The sequence below is a fragment of the Flavobacterium sp. ACN6 genome (assembly GCF_002304005.1).
In the GTDB taxonomy this organism is placed as follows: Bacteria; Bacteroidota; Bacteroidia; order Flavobacteriales; family Flavobacteriaceae; genus Flavobacterium.
The window spans coordinates 305,734-324,624 of the sequence record NZ_MRCQ01000004.1 but is presented as its reverse complement, the minus strand read 5'-3'; the positions used below and the strand labels follow the sequence as shown (position 1 = coordinate 324,624).

The following is an 18,891-nucleotide window of genomic DNA, read 5'->3' as shown; positions in this document are numbered from 1 at the left end:
TGCCTAAAGCTAAAGTTCAAAACACATTGCTAATCAACAGAACGTAAACTAGTACAAAAATGGCAAACAAAATAGAAGTAAAAGACTTACTAGAAGCAGGTGTTCACTTTGGACACATGACTAGAAAATGGGATCCAAACATGGCCCCTTACATTTATATGGAGCGTAATGGTATTCACATTATCAATCTATATAAAACTGCAGCTAAAATTGAAGAAGCTAACGAAGCTTTGAAAAAAATCGCTGCATCAGGTAGAAAAATTTTATTCGTAGCTACCAAAAAACAAGCAAAAGACATCGTTGCTGAAAAAGCAAAAGCTGCAAACATGCCTTACATCACTGAAAGATGGCCTGGTGGAATGCTAACTAACTTTGTAACTATCAGAAAGGCAGTTAAAAAAATGTCTTCTATTGATAAAATGAAGAAAGATGGTACTTTCATGACGTTATCTAAAAAAGAGCGTTTGCAAGTTGATCGTCTACGTGCTAAATTAGAGAAAAACTTAGGTTCAATCGCTGATATGTCTAGACTACCTGCAGCATTGTTCGTAGTAGATATCAAAGCTGAACATATCGCAATAAAAGAAGCTCAAAAATTAAACATTCCAGTTTTCGCAATGGTTGATACGAATTCTGACCCAAGAGAGGTTGATTACGTGATTCCTGCAAATGATGATGCTTCTAAATCAATTGACAAAATTTTATCTTTAGTTACTGCTGCTGTAATCGACGGTCTTTCTGACAGAGGTTCTGAAAAAGAAACTGAAGTTTTCACAGAAGAAACTCCTGCTGCTGAAGCTGCTGCTCCTGCTGTAGAAGCTGCACCGGCTGTTGAAGCTGCTGCTCCTGCAACTGAAGAATAAATCAAATTTTAAATTCCAAATTTTAGATTCTAAAATCCAAACAAAAATTAAAAACGTTATGTTGATAATTTAATAAAATTGGAATTTAGAATTTAAAAGATGGAATTTTTACTTTTAACATTAAAATTCAAAATATTATGGCAACAATTACTGCTGCAGACGTAAATAAATTAAGACAATCTACAGGTGCCGGAATGATGGACTGTAAAAAAGCTTTAGTTGAAGCTGATGGAGATTTCGATAAAGCTATACAAGTCCTTAGAGAAAAAGGACAAAAAGTTGCTGCTAACCGTTCTGACCGTGACTCATCTGAAGGAGCTGCTGTTTCTTTTATCAATGCTGACAATACTAAAGGAGCTATCATCACTTTAAACTGCGAAACAGATTTCGTAGGTAAAAATGAGGCTTTCGTAACTTTGGCTAAAGAATTAGTAGAAAGAGCTATTAATTTCTCTTCTAAAGAAGAATTCTTAGCTTCAGATTTCAACGGAATTACTGTTGCTGAAAAATTAATCGAGCAAACTGGTGTTATCGGTGAAAAAATCGAAATCGGTGGTTTTGAAATTTTAGAAGGTGCTTTCGTTGGATCTTATGTTCACGTAAACAAAATTGCTGCATTAACTGCAATTTCTGCTGCAATTCCTAACGCTGACGTTTTAACTAAAGATGTTTCTATGCAAGTTGCTTCTATGGGAGCTGATACATTATCTTACAAAGATTTTGATCCTGCTTTCGTTGAATCTGAACTTGCTGCTCGTATTGCTGTAATCGAAAAAGATAATGAAGAAGCAAAACGTTTAGGAAAAACTTTAAAAAATGTTCCTAAATATATTTCTTACTCTCAATTAACTGAAGAAGTTATCAAACAAGCTGAAGAAGATGCTAAAGCTGAATTAAAAGCTGAAGGTAAACCAGAACAAATTTGGGACAAAATTATCCCAGGAAAAGTTCAACGTTTCATCTCTGATAATACAACTTTAGATCAAGAGAAAGCTTTATTAGATCAAAACTTCATCAAAGATGATAGTAAAAAAGTTAGTGATTACGTTAAAGGATTCAACGTTGAAATTACAGGTTTCAAAAGAGTTACTTTAGGTTAATATATTATTTTTTCAATAAAGAAAAGCCCGAATATTTATTTATTCGGGCTTTTCTATTTTTATTAGTTTTCAACAGGAAAGTTTCTTGCACGCATTAACGCATCAGATTTTGGAGCATGTCCCCTAAAATTCTCATACATTTTTTCATTATCTATCGTGTTCCCAACACTCAAAACAGTTTCTAAAAGACGTTTTGATACAACTTTGTCAAAAGGTCCACTTCCTTCTAAAAATGCTTCGTAGGCATCTGCATTTATAACATCGGCCCATAAGTAACTATAATATCCTGCCGCATATCCATCACTTGAAAAAATATGGGCAAATTGTGGAATTCTGTGGCGCATTACAATTTCTGACGGCATATTGATTTCCTCTAAAACTTGTTTTTCAAATTGATGCGGATCAACCACTTCTGTAGTTAAATGTAACTTCATATCAACGAAAGAACTTGAAATCGTTTCTACAGTTGCAAATCCTTCATTAAAATTAGCCGCATTTCCAATTCTTTCCACCAAAGATTGTGACAAAGGTTCGTTTGTTTTATAATGAAGCGCAAACTTATTCAATACTTCCGGAGTTGCCAGCCAATGTTCTAATAGCTGTGAAGGAAATTCCACATAATCTCTTGCCACAGAAGTTCCAGACAAACTCGGGTAAGTTACATTAGAACATAAACCATGAAGAGCGTGACCAAATTCATGAAATAAGGTACTCGCATCATCCCATGAAATTAAAACGGGTTCATCAGCATTTCCTTTTATAAAATTGCAATTGTTCGACACAATAGGAAGCACTTTACCGTTTATTTTCTGCTGATCCCTATGCGAATTCATCCAAGCACCTGAACGCTTTCCTACACGCGCGTAAGGATCAAAATACCAAAGTCCAATTGGCTCGCCAGTATTTTTATTATTCACTTCCCAAACACGAACATCTGAATGATAAACCGGAACATCAAATAATTGTTTAAAACCTAAATCAAACAATTCACCTGCTGTCCAAAACATTCCCTCACGCAGATTTTCTAATTGCAGATATTGCTTTATTTCATTCTGATCTAAATCATATTTTGCTTTTCTGACTTTTTCAGCGTAATAACGATAATCCCAAGGTTGAATTTTAAAATTTCCTCCCTCTTGTTCTGCCATTTCCTGCATGTTCGAAACATCATTTTTTACTTTTTCGACCGCTGGTTTCCAAACTGATTCCATCAAATCTAAAGTCTTTTGCGGATCTTTTGCCATTTTATTAGACAAACTCCATTCTGCAAAATTATTAAACCCTAATATTTTTGCTTTTTCTGCTCTTAGTTTTAAAATGGAAACCAATGTCTCATTTGTGTCATTTTTATTTCCGTTATCACCTCGGTTAACGAAAATATCAAATGCCTTTTCTCTTAAACTTCTTTGGCTTGAAAAAGTCAAAAAAGGTTCAATAGAGGATCTTGTATTTCCAATACATCCTAAAACATGCAGCTTTCTTTCTTCCGCTTCGGCAATTGCTGCATTTTTAAATGCTTCAGGTAAACCTTCAAAATCAGCTTCCGTTTTTAACTCTATATATTGATCATTTTCTTCTGCTAACAACTTCTGACTAAACAAAGTAAAAAGCGCTGCAAGTTCTTGGTTAATCTGCGCTACTTTAATTTTGTCTTCTTTTTTTAGCTCTGCGCCTTCTCTCACAAAATCAGAATAATAAAGCCAAAGCAAACGCTGTTGTTCGTCTGTTAACTTCTTACTTTCGTCAGATTTATATAAAGACTCAATTCGTAAAAACAGCTTTTCATTTTGATACAGTTTATCATTTATTTCTGCCAACTTTGGAGACATTTCTGTGTCAACTACATTAAATTCTGGAGTGCTTAAATTTGATCTGTAAATTCCGTAAACCGCATGAATTCGATCTAATTTTTCACCAGAAAGTTCTAAAGCTTTAATTGTATTTTCAAATGTTGGCTTTTCAGCATTATCTGCAATGGCATCTAATTCCTCTAATTTTTCCTGAATAGCAAATTCTATTGCGGGCTTAAAATCTGAAATTTTATATTCTGTAAAATCTGGAACTCCTCCATAAGGCCCTGACCACTCTTTTAGTAATGGATTATCTATTTGTGCTTTCATCATAAATTACATTAATTAATTCTAAGTAGAATCTCCTCATTCAGAGAAAATAATAAGTGAAACTCAAAATTAACCAATCGAAAGCATAATTCATATTCGGCTGGATTATAAATTAATCAGCTTATAGGATTTAAAAGAAATAGTTTATTTTTGAAACATCAATATCCAAAACAACATGTTTAAAACCAGAAAAGAAATTGTCTTTGTAATCCTAGCAGGAATATTTATAACAAATGCCGTTGTTGCCGAACTTATTGGAGGAAAACTAATTCAGATTGGTCCTTTTGTAATGAGTATAGGAATTTTACCTTGGCCCATTGTATTTTTAACTACAGATTTAATTAATGAATATTTTGGTGAAAAAGGCGTAAAAAAACTTTCTTTTATCACTGCATGCCTTATTGCGTATGCATTTATAATATTATTTATGGCAATTGTGATTCCGGCAGCCAAAGGAATAAGCCCTGTAAATGATGAACAATTTCAAGCTGTATTTGGACAGAGTATGTGGATTATTGTTGGAAGCCTCATCGCTTTTATGGCGTCGCAGCTTATTGATGTTTGGATATTTTGGTTTTTCAAAAATAGAACAGGTGAAAAGAAAATATGGTTGAGAGCTACTGGTTCAACTGTAATTTCACAATTATTTGATTCCTTTATTGTTTTAGGAATTGCTTTTTGGCTGCCTGGAAAAATTGACTTTGATACCTTTATCTCATCTGGCCTAATTGGATATACTTTTAAGTTAGCAATTGCTATAATACTAACTCCCACAATTTATTTAGGTCACCACTTAATTAAAAAGTATTTGGCCGAAGAAAAATGACTTCGTTTTAGTGCTTTTTTTACTACATAAAATCAATGTTGTAAAGTAAAAATCTTACTTATTTTTTGGAAGAAAAATAGCGCACAAAGAACAAGATTGATTTTCAGTATTTTATAAAAAAAAGTTAAAAACAAACGAAAAAACTTATAAAAAAGGCTTTATTTGTTAAAAAAGATTCTATTTTTGCCAAAACATTTAACAAATAAAATCTACCAAAAATGAAAAAATTAAGTATTCTTTTCGTGTCAGTTTTGACATTAGGATTAGCAGTAACATCTTGCAGCAGTGACAAAGATGACAGTTCAGCATCAATTGAAGGAAAATGGGAAATCACTCACATGGGAGCAGTTATTGGAACTGAAGAAGTTTTACAGCCGTACACAAACGAAGGTGGCTGTGCTAACGATATCGTAGAATTTAAAGCAGATAACAAATTCGTAGATACTTATGCAGAATATTCAGATAGTAAGTGTAATACCTTTACTGAAGAAGGAACATTTACTAAAGACGGAAACACTTTGACTAAAAAATACATCGGTGAATCTGAAAAATATGAAATTGCTGAATTATCTGGAAGTAAGTTAAAATTAAAAATGACTTACTCTGAAGGAGGAATATCAGTTTCAGCAGTTGTAGTTTACAAAAAAATCTAGTCTTAGAACTAAATAAATTCTGAAGAGCCTCAAATCTTAATTGATTTGAGGTTTTTTTATACATTTGAAACAAAAAAAATATTTATATGAGAACACTTCTCTCAAAAATTAAGAGTAATTTAATGTCATGAAAAAAACGGGTATTATAATATTACTTTCATTAACTTATTTCTTTATAAGCTGTGGCTACGATGCAAAAAAACAGCCTCAAAAGGAAATGATTACATCTGTAAATAAATTAAAACCCGTTGCAGAAAAAAAATTTAAAAAGAGCGCTTTAGAAAAATCAGCAATAAAAGATTTAACAAAGAGACAGAACCGTAATGTAAATGATAATTTTGCGTTTAAAAAAGATTCGCTTAGCAAACCAGAAATACAGAATCTGAAAAGTATCGCAGAAAATGAAAAGAGCGATAATTTAATGACTTTCGTTAATTTGAAAAAAATACTCTCTAATAGTGAAATAGGTGAAACCTTTACTCAAAAAGAACTAACACAAAATTTTCAAATCCCTAAGGAAGCTGTCAAAATAGTCAAAAGCATTACAAAAATTGCAGAAGACGAAATAGCCGTAAAATGGAAATCTACCTGGCTTTTAGAAAAAATTTCTGATGCAAAATTCAAAGATGGCAGCATGAAAATTGCTTTCCGATCCAACAAATTGTATACCTCAGGTACGGCGATTGGAATAAAATACGAGAAAAAAATCTATAACAACTTAGTCATAATAGGAAGATCAGCCTATATTCCTACTGTAAAAGGATACAGCTGGCAAATTGGGAAGTAATGGAAAATGAAAACTTAATGCGATGCGGCTGGTGTACGGCAAGCGATTTATATAAAAAATATCATGATGAAGAATGGGGAGTTCCTGTTTATGACGATCCCACTTTATTTGAATTTTTAATTTTAGAAACTTTTCAGGCTGGTTTAAGCTGGATTACAATTTTAAACAAAAGAGAAAATTTTAAAACAGCATTTGACAATTTCGACTATAAAAAAATTGCGAATTATTCTGAGGATAAAATAGATGAATTACTTCAAAACACTGGAATCATCCGCAATAAATTAAAGATTAAATCTGCAGTTTCAAACGCTCAGGCTTTTATGAAAGTTCAGGAAGAATTTGGCAGTTTTTCAGATTATATTTGGAAATTCACAAATGGAAAACCTATAATCAACCATCCCAAAACGTCAAAAGATGTTCCAGCCACTACTCCACTTTCAGACGAAATCAGTAAAGATTTAAAAAAAAGAGGGTTTAAATTTGTCGGCTCAACGGTAATATACGCGCACATGCAGGCAACCGGAATGGTCAATGATCACGCGGAAAACTGCTGGAAAAGAACTCAATAATCAGTCTCGGTTTTCAGTTGTAGATTTCAGTTTTTAATAAACTTGAAACCTGAAACTTGAAACTTTTAAACAAAAAAACATTATATTTGCTTCACACTTTAGGGGTGTCTACAACTTTGTAGGCTGAGATTTTACCCTCTGAACCTGATCTAGTTCATACTAGCGTAGGGAAAAGTAAGATGACTTCTGCGCGCATTTTTATGCGTAATTGTAGCCATTCCTAAGGTTTAGAATACACTGCTGTGTATCTCTACAAAAACTAAACTCAAAAGGAATGGAACTAAAAATCAACCAACAAACTAAAAATTTCAATGCTGAATCGCTAAGCGTTCAATCATTGCTCGATCTCGAAATTCCGCACAAACAAAACGGAATCGCCGTTGCTGTTAACAATACTGTTGTTCCAAAAACCAAATGGAACGAATTCCTCATACAAGAAACTGATGAAATTTTGATTATTTCTGCTACGCAGGGAGGTTAATTGAAAAATCCAATTTTTTAAATTCCAATTTTCAACTATACACATGATGTAGACGCACTGCAGTGTGTCTCTACGGATAATCAAAATCGACCATCAAGAACAACTTGAAAGGTGAAACGTGAAACAAAAAACAACAAACTATAAACTTATTTCTATGACTACAGAAGAACAAATTTCCAGAACCCCATTTCCTAATTCTCATAAAGTATATATTGATGGGGAAATTCATCCTATAAAAGTGGCGATGCGAGAGATTCATCTTAGCGAAACTAAACTTTCAAATGGCGGCATTGAGAAAAATCCTCCTGTAACCGTTTATGATACTTCTGGGCCTTACACTGATCCAAATATTGCAATTGATATTAGAAAAGGATTACCACGCTTGCGCGAAAGCTGGATTCTAGACCGAAATGATGTTGAAATTTTAAACGAAATAACTTCAGATTATGGTCAAAGCCGACTAAAAGATGAAAGTTTAAATCATCTTCGTTTTGAATATTTGCATCAGCCGAAAAGAGCCAAAAAAGGCGCAAACGTAACACAGTTGTATTACGCTAAACAAGGAATTATAACGCCTGAAATGGAATATATCGCGATTCGCGAAAACCAGCGAATTGAACTTTTAAATGAACAGACTAAAGCGATGCAATGCCAGCACGGAGGGCACAGTTTTGGAGCCAATACACCTAAAAGCAAAATCACTCCAGAATTTGTTCGTTCTGAAGTAGCCTGTGGAAGAGCTATTATTCCAAACAATATCAATCACCCAGAAAGCGAACCGATGATTGTGGGTCGTAATTTTTTGGTAAAAATAAATGCCAATATTGGAAACAGCGCCGTGACTTCAACTATTGAAGAGGAGGTTGAAAAAGCCGTTTGGGCTTGCCGCTGGGGAGCTGACACGATTATGGATTTATCAACAGGAAAAAACATTCACGAAACCAGAGAATGGATTATTCGTAATTCGCCAGTTCCAATTGGGACTGTGCCTATTTATCAGGCATTAGAAAAAGTAAAAGGAATTGCTGAAGATTTAACTTGGGAAATTTTCCGCGATACTTTGATTGAACAAGCAGAACAAGGTGTTTCTTATTTTACCATTCATGCCGGAGTTTTACTTCGTTACATTCATTTAACTGCAAATCGTGTTACTGGAATTGTTTCCCGAGGCGGATCGATCATGGCAAAATGGTGTTTGTTTCATCATAAAGAAAATTTCTTATATACTCATTTTGAAGAAATCTGCGAAATCATGAAACAATATGATGTTGCTTTTTCTTTAGGAGATGGGTTACGCCCAGGTTCTATTGCCGATGCCAATGATGCTGCACAATTTGCCGAATTAGAAACTTTAGGTGAACTAACCAAAATCGCTTGGAAACACGATGTGCAAGTTTTTATTGAAGGTCCAGGACACGTTCCAATGCACATGATTAAGGAAAACATGGACAAACAATTAGAACATTGCCATGAAGCTCCATTTTATACATTAGGGCCTTTAACTACAGATATTGCACCAGGTTACGACCATATTACTTCTGCTATTGGTGCTGCAATGATTGGTTGGTACGGATGCGCGATGTTGTGTTATGTAACTCCAAAAGAACATTTGGGTTTACCGAATAAAAAAGACGTAAAAGATGGCGTGATCACTTATAAGATTTCAGCGCATGCTGCCGATTTGGCAAAAGGGCATCCGGGAGCACAATATCGAGATAATGCTTTGAGCAAAGCCCGTTTTGAATTTCGTTGGGAAGATCAATTCAATTTGGCTTTAGATCCAGATACTGCAAGAGAATTTCACGATGAAACACTTCCTGCCGATGGTGCAAAAGTGGCTCATTTCTGCTCTATGTGCGGGCCAAAATTCTGCTCTATGAAAATATCACAGGAAATTAGAGATGTCGCTGCCGCGGAAAAAGGAATGCAGGAGAAGTCGGAAGAGTTTATCGAACAAGGGAAAGAGATTTATATTTAGTGTTTTAAGAAAATAAGAAGAAAGATATGATTGTGATCTCTCATCCTTTTGCTGTTGAAAATGAAATCAAGATAATTCATTCTCTATTTGAGGAAGGATTGCCGTTGCTTCATCTTCGGAAACCTGATTTTTCTGAATTGGAAATGTCGCAGTTTATTCATCAAATTAAAATGGAATTTAGATCCAAAATTGTCTTGCATAATCATCATGTTTTGGCAGAAGATTTTGGAATTAGCCGCATTCATTTTTCTGAAAAAGAAAGAAAACACAATCGTGACTTTCCTGTAAGGTTTCCAAAATCTTGTACGCCTAAATACGAATCTATATCGTCATCAACACATTCTTTTGAAGATTTTAATTCAATAGAAAATGATTTTGATTATGCCTTTCTAAGCCCAGTTTTCAAAAGCATTTCGAAAGAAAATTATCATCCCAAAACAGATCTTTTTGAAGAATTAAAGAAAAGAACAAATCATAAAACCAAAATGATTGCGTTAGGCGGAATCGATGCTGAAAATATTCAAAAAGTACTTGAAAAAGGCTTTGATGATGTCGCACTTTTAGGAGCAATTTGGAATAATGAAAATCCTTTAAAACAATTTAAATTATGTCAAAAAATCGCCCTTACGCACTTACAATCGCAGGTTTAGATCCTTCGGGAGGAGCTGGAATTTTGGCTGATATCAAAACATTGGAACAGCATAAAATCACTGGTTTTGCTATTGCAACTGCGAATACAATTCAGACTGAAAATGAATTTTATGAAATTGAATGGATTGATTTAGGTTTTGTAATTCGTTCTATTGAAATCCTCTTTTCAAATTATAAAATTGATGTAGTGAAAATTGGAATTTTATCTTCTCTAAATCATTTAAACCAAATTGTTTCGCTTATAAAGATTTTATCGCCGTCAACTCAAATTGTCTGGGATCCCGTCTTAAAATCGACAACAAAATTTGAATTTATGAATATTGGAGATGCTTTAAACTTAAACGAAATTCTGTCCAAAATTGATTTGATTACTCCAAATTTTAATGAAATGGAGATTTTGTTTCCTGGTTTTATTTCTAACAACTATTGGGAGAAAAATGAAATTCCAACCAACATTCTGCTAAAAGGCGGACACAACGAAACTGCAATTGGAACCGATCGTTTATTCTTGAAAAATGAATTTTTAGATCTTCTTCCTTCAGATAAAAAATGTTTTGAAAAACACGGTTCTGGTTGTGTCCTTTCTGCTGCAATTGCTGCCAATTTAGCATTAAACCAAACCATTACAGAAGCTTGCAGCAATGCCAAAATATATATCGAAAATTATTTGAGTTCAACTTCAACTTTAATCGGATACCATTATGTATAATAAACTGCAATATATTTCACAAGGCGAAACCATCGAAGAACAGTTACGCAACATTCACCAAGCTCTTGATGCAGGATGCGAATGGGTGCAAATGCGATTTAAAAACCAAACAGATAAAAACAGGTTTGCTTTGGCGGAAGCCGTAAAACTTTTATGCGACGAATATCAGGCTGTTTTTATTGTCAATGATGATTTGCATCTCGCAAAGCAAATTGATGCAGATGGAGTTCATTTAGGTTTAACCGACACAAAAATAGAGGAAGCACGGGCGTTTTTAGGGTCTTCAAAAATCATCGGCGGAACAGCTAATACTTTCGAAGACATTCAAGATCATGTTAAAAATGGTTGCGATTATATTGGTTTAGGCCCTTTCCGATTTACAGTAACAAAAGAAAAACTAAGTCCAATTTTAGGATTGTCGGGTTATTTTGAAATTCTTCAAAAACTAAAGAAAATTAAAATAGAAATTCCAGTTTATGCTATTGGAGGCATCACATTGCGAGATATAAATCCGTTAATGGATACTGGAATTTACGGAATTGCCGTATCTGGAATCATCACAGAAAGCGATGAAAAAGAAAAATTAATTCAACAACTTAAAGAAAAGTTATATGCAAATGTCATTGTTTAATATTGGCGATAAAAGCTTTAAATCCCGCTTATTTTTAGGAACAGGAAAATTCGGTTCAAATGAAGAAATGGAGCAGGCAATTTTAGCTTCAGAAAGTGAGTTGGTTACAGTAGCCTTAAAACGTATTGATTTAGAAACCGATACAGATGCCATTTTATCTCATTTAAAACATCCGAATATTAATTTACTGCCTAATACATCTGGAGCGCGCAATGCTAAAGAAGCAGTTTTTGCTGCACAGCTGGCTCGCGAGGCTTTAGAAACGAATTGGGTAAAACTCGAAATTCATCCCGATCCAAAATATTTAATGCCAGATCCTATTGAAACTCTTAAAGCAACGGAAGAATTAGCCAAACTCGGTTTTTTTGTACTGCCTTACATTCATGCTGATCCTGTTTTATGTAAGCATTTAGAAAGTGCGGGAACTACTGCTGTTATGCCTTTGGGCTCACCAATTGGCAGTAATAAAGGTTTAAAAACTATTGATTTTCTAGAAATTATAATCGAACAAAGTACCGTTCCTGTTATCGTAGATGCAGGAATTGGCGCTGCGTCTGATGCTGCAAAAGCAATGGAAATTGGTGCTGATGCTGTTTTGGTAAATACTGCAATTGCCGTTGCAGGAAATCCCAAATTAATGGCCGAAGCTTTTAGAGAAGCTGTTATAGCAGGAAGAAAAGCTTTTGAAGCCAAAATTGCTAATTCGCAAAATTATGCTGTGGCTTCTAGTCCTTTGACTTCCTTTTTATATGACTAAATTGATTTTTCGCTCGCAGATTCTGCAGATTTAGCAGATTATTTTTTACAATTATTAAGTTAAATTAATCTGCAGAATCTATTGTAAAACATCTCATATTAAAAGTAAGAAATTTCATTAATTTTGATTTAAAAAATCAAAGAAGAATTATGTCAGAAAATGAAATTTCATATAAGGTTAGAGGAGCAATTTTTAAAAGTATATAATACTCTCGGACCTGGACTATTAGAATCAATATATGAAAGTGCTCTTTATTATCAATTGAAGAAGGATGGATTACAAGTAACTAGGCAAATTGATTTACCTGTAAAATACGATGAGGTTTATCTCGATATAACTTTTAGATTAGATCTTTTAGTAGAAGATAAAGTAATTATAGAATTAAAATCAGTAGACGAAATAAAACCTATTCATTTTAAACAATTGAACACGTACTTAAAATTGACTAATAAAAAACTTGGATTATTAGTCAATTTCAACTGTTCCAATATTCTGGAAAATATTCATCGTGTTGCTAATAAAATTTAATCTGCGGAATCTGCAAAATCTGCGGGAAACAAATAAAAACTATGAACACATTCAAATCGGTTTTTGAAAACTACGATTGGGATTCCATTCAATTCAAAATATATCAAACCACATCAAAAGATGTCGAATTAACTTTGGCAAAAATCAAACTTACTCTCGATGATTTTTTGGTTTTGATCTCTCCTATCGCCCAAAATTATTTGGAAGATATGGCACAGAAATGCCATGAAATAACAAAAAAACGTTTCGGGAAAACAATTCAAATGTATGCACCGTTGTATTTAAGCAACGAATGCCAAAATATCTGTACTTATTGCGGCTTTAGTTTAGATAATAAAATCAAACGCAAAACACTTTCTGATGCGGAAATAAAGCTCGAAGTTGAAGCCTTAAAGAATAAGGGGTTTGATCATGTTTTGTTAGTTACTGGCGAAGCCAATTATACAGTTAACATCAACTATTTTCTAAATGCAATTGCTTTAATTCGAGAAGAGTTTTCTATAATTTCTGTTGAAGTGCAGCCGCTTTCTACAGAAGATTACGAACGACTGCATGATGCTGGAGTCTATTCCGTTTTGGTTTATCAGGAAACGTATCATCAGGAAGTTTACAAAAAATATCACACAAAAGGCAAGAAATCAAACTTTGATTATAGATTAGAAACTCCTGACCGAATTGGAACTGCAGGAATTCATAAAATAGGTTTGGGCGTTTTGTTAGGTTTGGAAGATTGGCGAACTGACAGTTTTTTTAACGCTTTGCATTTAGATTATCTTCAAAAAAAATATTGGCAGACCAAATATTCTGTTTCTTTTCCCCGCCTCCGCCCTGCCGAGGGAATAATTGAACCCAACTTTATCATGGATGATAAAGATTTGACGCAATTAATCTGCGCTTATCGATTATGGAATGAAGATTTAGAAATTTCAATTTCAACCCGTGAAAACGAAAAATTCAGAAACAATATAATTCCGATTGGCGTTACGAGTATGAGTGCGGGTTCTAAAACAAATCCAGGCGGTTATGTAGTTGATCCGCAGTCTTTAGAACAATTTGAAATCAGCGATGAACGCTCCGCAGATGAAATTTCAAAAATCATAAAAAACAAAGGTTATGAACCTGTTTGGAAAGATTGGGACAGGACATTTAGTCCAAAGTTGTAAAGTCGAAAGTCATAAAGTCCAAAACTTTACTTTATAGTTTGGCTTTACTATTGCGCTTTTGACTTTCAAACTTTTGACTTTCAAACTTTAGACTTATATAAAATGAGCATTATACAAGAATTTCTCCGTTACAACAGACAAACTATTCTTCCTGAAATTGGTGATGAAGGGCAGGAAAAACTAAAAAAAGCACGCGTTTTAGTAATTGGAGCGGGCGGTTTAGGCTGTCCGATTTTACAATATATTGCAACGGCAGGAGTTGGTTTTATCGGAATTATGGATTTTGATATAATTGAAATTCATAACCTGCACCGACAAATTTTATATACCGAAAATGAAATTGGAAAATATAAGGCAATTGTCGCTCAAGAAGTCGTTTCAAAACTAAATCCGTTAATTGAAGCTGTGGCAATTCAAGAAAAATTAACTGTAGAAAATGCATCAGAAATTATAGCGCAATATGATATAATTGTTGATGGTTCAGATAATTTTACGACACGTTATCTGGTAAATGATACTTGCGTTCGATTAAACAAAACTTTAGTTTATGGAAGCATTCTAAAATTTGAAGGGCAGATTGCTGTTTTTAATCATAAGGGAAGTAAAAACCTGCGTGATTTATTTCCAGAAATGCCAGATCCTAAAGATGTTCCCAATTGTAATTTGAATGGCGTTTTAGGAACTCTGCCGGGAATTATTGGGAACATGATGGCGCATGAAACCTTAAAATTGATTTTAGAATTACCAGCTCTAAAAAACGAACTTATAATTTTTAATACTTTAAACTGGAACTTTACAAAGTTGAATTTCTAGAAAACAAGAGGATCTCCAACCGCAATAATTCCGGAATTTAAACTGACAATGTTAGTTCCAAAAAAAACTGAATTACCAACTTTTCTGTATTTGCTTAGCGTTTTTAGTGGTTCTTTTTTTACAATTCCTTTCTCTGGATCATTGTTCACCATAATACATCTTTCGCAGATTTTTATGTTTTGAAACACTACTTCTCCAATTTTAAAAGTACTAAAATTATCTTCTTCGTGAGCATTTTCCGTATTGATAACAATATTAGGGCGAAATCTTTTTACGGTAATTTTTTGTTCTAATTTATTGTTTAAAACATCCATGCTTTCTGTTCCGATTAATAAATATGGGTATCCATCGGCCAGACTAACATTAAAAGTTTCTTTGGTACTTGAACTTTCATGTTTGCGATCTCCAAGTTTATTTACTTTGACCAATTTACATTCAAAACCCAAACAATCGCTAAACCACTTTGAAGTGTTTTTACTTACTTCAAAAACTTCCGTTTTGTCATCCCAAACAGAGGTTTCAATTTTAGCATCTAAATATTCATCAATAGAAAATTCATGCTGTTTTTCTTCAAAAACTAAACTAATTTTTCCAGCAGCAATTTGAGGATAAAATTGGCTCATAATTGGATATTCTCTCTGTGTGATCATTTGATTATCTGCATCGATTAACATCCATCTTCGGTCATTTTTAAATCCCATTTCTTCGGCAAAAGCAGATTTACAGCTTATTCCCGCCAGACTTTTTATTGGATATATATAAATTTCCTTTACACTGAAAACTGCACTCATTTTTATTTAGTTTTTAAAATGGACATAAACTCTTCACGGTCAATTTCTCGGCATCCTAAACTTTCTAAATGCGGATTATAAACCTGACAATCTAATAACTTATAATTTTCTTTTTGCAAATATAAAGCTAAAGCAATAAAAGCTGTTTTCGAAGCATTTGAAACTTTAGAAAACATACTTTCTCCGCAAAAAATATTTCCTAAATCAATTCCATACAAACCACCAACCAAGACATCATCCTGCCAAACCTCAACAGATTTAGCGATTCCTTCTTCATTCAATTTGCAATAAGCATCGATCATTTCGTTAGAAATCCACGTTCCGTTTTGTCCATCACGCTTTATCTGCTGGCAGTTTGAAATTACTTCTCTAAAATTTTTATTAAAAGTAACTTTAAATATTTTCCGATTGAGGATGTTTCGCATGCTTTTGGATATAATCATCTCATCAAAAAACAATACCATTCTAGGATCTGGAGCCCACCACAGAATTGGTTCGCCTTCATTAAACCAAGGAAAAATACCGCTTTTATAAGCCAATTGTAAACGTTCGGGACTTAGATCACCTCCAATCGCCAAAACGCCTTCTTCGTCTGCTTCTGTGACTGGCGGAAAAAATAAATCTTCAAATAGGTAATACATCTTTTTAAATAATGAATGTTGAGAAAATTCCAATATAAAAATTCCAAATTCCAAAATACCAATTGCTGAGGGAACCTTTGTCAAAGTTTAAAACTTTGACAAAGGTCTTCATGCTATATAAAAAATTCCAAATCCCAAATTCAGTCGAATGAATTGGAATTTGGAATTTATTTTTTGGAATTTAAAGTTTACGTTTAGAACGGTAAATCGTCTGGTTCGTCTTCGTTTACGTTTGTCGCTGGAGCAAAAGTTTCTGCTGTTGGCATTGGTGGTGCTTGTGTAGGCGCAGCATCTGCTAATCTTTCGATTCTCCAACCTTGAATACTATTGAAATATCTAGTTTCTCCTTGTGGATTAACCCATTCTCTTCCTCTTAAATTGATAGAAACTTTTACTGCCTCTCCTTGTTTATAGCTACTTAATAAATCGCATTTATCTTGTGTAAATTCGATTAAAATATGTTGTGGATACTGCTCCTCAGTAGTAACAACTAACTCTCTTTTTTTGAATGAGGCACTAACTTGCTGCTCTGGGTTAACCACTTTTACTTTTCCTGTAACTTCCATCTTCGTCTATATTAATTATTGTTTCTATTTCTTTATTTTTTAGCTAAAAGCACTTTCCAAGCCGACTCTACATCGCCATTATCCAAGTATTTTTTTGCCTCTAAGTGTACTTTTTTCTGGTCGTCTGAACTTAAAACTCCTTTCACAGAAAAATTTTCTTTCACAAATATACTAACTTCTTCTTTTGTAGGCAAGGCTTCAATATTACCTAATTTACCTAAATCGTTTCCATCAAAAACAGCACTTTCTTTTACAAAATCCGGCACTGCATCTACGCCTACTCCCAGTGTTGTCAATGGTTTTGCTACTTCAAAAAGGCCTTGATTTGATCTTGAGTACCAGTTATTTCCTAATCTCGAAACCAAATCAATTTTATGCTGGTCGATTGCTCCATTTTCATCTAAAATTGATTCGTGAATATGAATTTTTACTACTTCGCATAAAATTAAATTACCTGCTCCGCCTTCTTCTCCTAACGGAATAATCTGCGTAACCTTGCATTCAAATTGAACTGGAGATTCTTTTACGCGATACGGCTTTACTAAATCTGATGGAATTTGTGTTAATCCCGCTTTAATAAATTCATTTACGCCGTCTCCATATTCTGTACTAGCCAGAGAAGTCTGCTGTACTAAATCGTAATTTACGACATTTATAACAACTTCTCGAGTTGCTTCGGCATTAATTAAAGTATGTTTTATTGTATTATCACGAACTCGGCGCGCTGGCGAGAAAACCAAGATGGGCGGATTTGCACTAAAAACGTTAAAGAAACTAAACGGTGACAGGTTCGGAATTCCTTTTTCGCTGATGGTACTTGCAAAAGCAATTGGTCTTGGACCGATAGCACTCTGCAGATAGCCTTGCAGTTTGGCCGTTGGAATCTCTTTTGGATTAATACTGATCATACTTTTTGATTTAAAACCAAATCTCATGTTGGTACCTGCAAAAGTATTGAAATGGTTTAATTATGAGAAATTGTTTTGCAGATAAAACAAAAAAACTTTCGGCATTCGCAAAATATAAAATGTGTATATTTCGTTATATTTATACCACAAAATAATTGATATGTCTTTTTCTGAAAGAACAAATACAACTCGCTGGATCATCATTTCCGTTTGCTTTATTATCATTTCTCTAATTCTTTGGAACACTTATACTTTTTTCCAAATCTTTAAAAATGAGGAACGTTTGAAGATGAAACTTTTTGTAAATGCGCAAATTACAATTGTAAATGCAAACGAAAATACTGATATAGAACTTCCGCTTCAAATTATCAACAACAATACTTCTATTCCTGCTTTAGTAATATTATATGATAAAGTCGTGAGCGCGACGAATGTTCCAACGGAAATTCTTAGCAACAAGAAAAAAAGAACGGCTTATTTAAAAAAATTAAGAAATGAAAATGAACCGATAACTTTTGAATATGCTCCTGGAAAATACCAGACACTTTATTACGGAAATTCAGGATTACTGAATAAACTAAAATATTATCCGATCGCACTACTTCTTATTATCGTTTTATGTGTTGCTTTAATTTATAATTTTTACAAAAGCACCAAAATGGCAACTCAAAACAAACTTTGGGCTGGAATGGCAAAAGAAACGGCACATCAAATTGGAACACCGCTGTCTTCTCTTATAGGATGGGTCGAAATATTAAAAACAGAAGAAATTGATCCTTCAATAAGTACTGAAATCGAAAAAGACATAGAGCGCCTGCAGACTATTACCGATCGTTTTTCTAAAATTGGTTCGGTTCCAGTTTTAGAAGTTCGTAATATTATAGAAGAAACAAAAAATGATTACGAATACCTGCAGTCTCGTTTTTCAAAACAGGTTTCGTTTTCATTTGAGGCACCACAAGAGCCTATTTTTGTAATGATAAATCCAACATTACACAGCTGGACAATCGAGAATTTGGTTAAAAATGCGATTGATGCCATGAAAGGAAAAGGGTCTTTGGATCTTAGAATTGAACAGGATGCTTTTAATGTAAAAATTAATGTCAAAGATTCTGGAACAGGAATTTCTAAAAAACAATTTAAAACGATTTTTGAACCAGGTTTTACAACCAAAAAACGCGGCTGGGGACTTGGTCTTTCTTTAACGAAAAGAATTGTTGAAGAATACCACAACGGAAATATTAAAGTATTAAACTCTGAAATTGGAAAAGGAACGACTTTTCAAATTTTATTAAATAAAAAAGTGCAGTAAAATTGAACTGCACTTTTACTTTTCATTAAAAATATCGCACGTTG

At 33.7% G+C, this 18,891-nt stretch carries 20 protein-coding genes, 1 pseudogene and 1 riboswitch; of the genes and pseudogenes, 16 read left to right on the top strand and 5 right to left on the bottom strand.

The window, feature by feature from the left end:
* Nucleotides 1-59: 59 nt before the first annotated feature.
* Both rpsB and tsf read left to right on the top strand, forming a co-directional pair.
* Nucleotides 60-863, top strand: a complete 804-nt coding sequence (gene rpsB, locus BSF42_RS08750; RefSeq protein WP_095952697.1) for a 30S ribosomal protein S2 — start codon at nt 60-62, stop codon at nt 861-863.
* A 137-nt stretch (nt 864-1,000) separates the two neighbouring features.
* The gene (gene tsf, locus BSF42_RS08745; protein WP_095952696.1) at nt 1,001-1,963 is read left to right on the top strand and encodes a translation elongation factor Ts; all 963 of its coding nucleotides are present in this window, start codon (nt 1,001-1,003) and stop codon (nt 1,961-1,963) included.
* 62 nt (nt 1,964-2,025) lie between these two features.
* On the opposite strand, the gene BSF42_RS08740 is transcribed toward tsf, so the two are convergent.
* The gene (locus tag BSF42_RS08740) at nt 2,026-4,086 is read right to left on the bottom strand and encodes a M3 family metallopeptidase (protein WP_253251019.1); all 2,061 of its coding nucleotides are present in this window, start codon (nt 4,084-4,086) and stop codon (nt 2,026-2,028) included.
* A 172-nt stretch (nt 4,087-4,258) separates the two neighbouring features.
* Here BSF42_RS08740 and BSF42_RS08735 point away from each other — a divergent pair, with 172 nt between their 5' ends.
* The 13 genes and pseudogenes from BSF42_RS08735 to BSF42_RS08675 all read left to right on the top strand — a co-directional run bounded on the left by BSF42_RS08735 (nt 4,259) and on the right by BSF42_RS08675 (nt 14,629).
* The gene (locus BSF42_RS08735; RefSeq protein ID WP_095952694.1) at nt 4,259-4,909 is read left to right on the top strand and encodes a queuosine precursor transporter; all 651 of its coding nucleotides are present in this window, start codon (nt 4,259-4,261) and stop codon (nt 4,907-4,909) included.
* 218 nt (nt 4,910-5,127) lie between these two features.
* Entirely contained in the window at nt 5,128-5,562 is a 435-nt protein-coding gene (locus tag BSF42_RS08730) for a lipocalin family protein (protein ID WP_095952693.1), read from the top strand.
* 127 nt (nt 5,563-5,689) lie between these two features.
* Nucleotides 5,690-6,349: a hypothetical protein gene (locus BSF42_RS08725; protein ID WP_095952692.1), complete on the top strand. Its 660-nt coding sequence runs from the start codon at nt 5,690-5,692 to the stop codon at nt 6,347-6,349.
* Nucleotides 6,349-6,918: a DNA-3-methyladenine glycosylase I gene (locus BSF42_RS08720; protein ID WP_095952691.1), complete on the top strand. Its 570-nt coding sequence runs from the start codon at nt 6,349-6,351 to the stop codon at nt 6,916-6,918. The genes BSF42_RS08725 and BSF42_RS08720 overlap by 1 nt, the downstream gene beginning before the upstream one ends.
* Before the next feature lie 90 nt (nt 6,919-7,008).
* Nucleotides 7,009-7,106: riboswitch (TPP riboswitch) on the top strand.
* Nucleotides 7,107-7,192: 86 nt separating this feature from the next.
* Nucleotides 7,193-7,399, top strand: a complete 207-nt coding sequence (gene thiS, locus BSF42_RS08715) for a sulfur carrier protein ThiS (protein ID WP_095952690.1) — start codon at nt 7,193-7,195, stop codon at nt 7,397-7,399.
* A gap of 154 nt (nt 7,400-7,553) precedes the next feature.
* Nucleotides 7,554-9,377 (top strand): phosphomethylpyrimidine synthase ThiC, encoded by a 1,824-nt coding sequence (thiC, locus tag BSF42_RS08710; RefSeq protein ID WP_095952743.1) that lies wholly within the window; start codon nt 7,554-7,556, stop codon nt 9,375-9,377.
* A 26-nt stretch (nt 9,378-9,403) separates the two neighbouring features.
* On the top strand, nt 9,404-10,027 hold the full coding sequence (locus BSF42_RS08705) for a thiamine phosphate synthase (protein ID WP_095952689.1): 624 nt from the start codon (nt 9,404-9,406) through the stop codon (nt 10,025-10,027).
* Nucleotides 9,985-10,737 carry a bifunctional hydroxymethylpyrimidine kinase/phosphomethylpyrimidine kinase gene (locus BSF42_RS08700; RefSeq protein WP_095952688.1) on the top strand — a complete coding sequence of 251 codons (753 nt, stop codon included), beginning with the start codon at nt 9,985-9,987 and terminating at the stop codon, nt 10,735-10,737. Before BSF42_RS08705 ends, BSF42_RS08700 begins: the two co-directional genes overlap by 43 nt.
* Nucleotides 10,730-11,368 (top strand): thiamine phosphate synthase, encoded by a 639-nt coding sequence (locus BSF42_RS08695; RefSeq protein WP_095952687.1) that lies wholly within the window; start codon nt 10,730-10,732, stop codon nt 11,366-11,368. Before BSF42_RS08700 ends, BSF42_RS08695 begins: the two co-directional genes overlap by 8 nt.
* Nucleotides 11,355-12,125 carry a thiazole synthase gene (locus BSF42_RS08690; protein ID WP_371615444.1) on the top strand — a complete coding sequence of 257 codons (771 nt, stop codon included), beginning with the start codon at nt 11,355-11,357 and terminating at the stop codon, nt 12,123-12,125. The genes BSF42_RS08695 and BSF42_RS08690 overlap by 14 nt, the downstream gene beginning before the upstream one ends.
* Before the next feature lie 149 nt (nt 12,126-12,274).
* Nucleotides 12,275-12,653 (top strand): annotated as a pseudogene (locus tag BSF42_RS08685) (GxxExxY protein).
* A 41-nt stretch (nt 12,654-12,694) separates the two neighbouring features.
* Entirely contained in the window at nt 12,695-13,816 is a 1,122-nt protein-coding gene (gene thiH / locus BSF42_RS08680) for a 2-iminoacetate synthase ThiH (protein ID WP_095952685.1), read from the top strand.
* 102 nt (nt 13,817-13,918) lie between these two features.
* The gene (locus BSF42_RS08675; protein WP_095952684.1) at nt 13,919-14,629 is read left to right on the top strand and encodes a HesA/MoeB/ThiF family protein; all 711 of its coding nucleotides are present in this window, start codon (nt 13,919-13,921) and stop codon (nt 14,627-14,629) included.
* Here BSF42_RS08675 and BSF42_RS08670 read toward each other — a convergent pair.
* The 4 genes from BSF42_RS08670 to BSF42_RS08655 all read right to left on the bottom strand — a co-directional run bounded on the left by BSF42_RS08670 (nt 14,626) and on the right by BSF42_RS08655 (nt 17,535).
* A complete protein-coding gene (locus BSF42_RS08670; RefSeq protein ID WP_095952683.1) occupies nt 14,626-15,420 on the bottom strand; it encodes an MOSC domain-containing protein in 795 nt (264 codons plus the stop codon). The two genes, BSF42_RS08675 and BSF42_RS08670, sit on opposite strands and share 4 nt — an antisense overlap.
* Before the next feature lie 2 nt (nt 15,421-15,422).
* On the bottom strand, nt 15,423-16,061 hold the full coding sequence (gene aat, locus BSF42_RS08665) for a leucyl/phenylalanyl-tRNA--protein transferase (RefSeq protein ID WP_095952742.1): 639 nt from the start codon (nt 16,059-16,061) through the stop codon (nt 15,423-15,425).
* Between the two features lie 194 nt (nt 16,062-16,255).
* Nucleotides 16,256-16,627, bottom strand: a complete 372-nt coding sequence (locus BSF42_RS08660; protein ID WP_095952682.1) for a DUF3127 domain-containing protein — start codon at nt 16,625-16,627, stop codon at nt 16,256-16,258.
* Nucleotides 16,628-16,659: 32 nt separating this feature from the next.
* On the bottom strand, nt 16,660-17,535 hold the full coding sequence (locus BSF42_RS08655) for a flavin reductase family protein (RefSeq protein WP_095952741.1): 876 nt from the start codon (nt 17,533-17,535) through the stop codon (nt 16,660-16,662).
* 160 nt (nt 17,536-17,695) lie between these two features.
* Between BSF42_RS08655 and BSF42_RS08650 the strand changes: the two genes are divergently transcribed.
* Nucleotides 17,696-18,847, top strand: coding sequence for a PAS domain-containing sensor histidine kinase (locus BSF42_RS08650; protein WP_095952681.1), 1,152 nt, complete (start codon nt 17,696-17,698; stop codon nt 18,845-18,847).
* Nucleotides 18,848-18,891 lie beyond the last annotated feature (44 nt).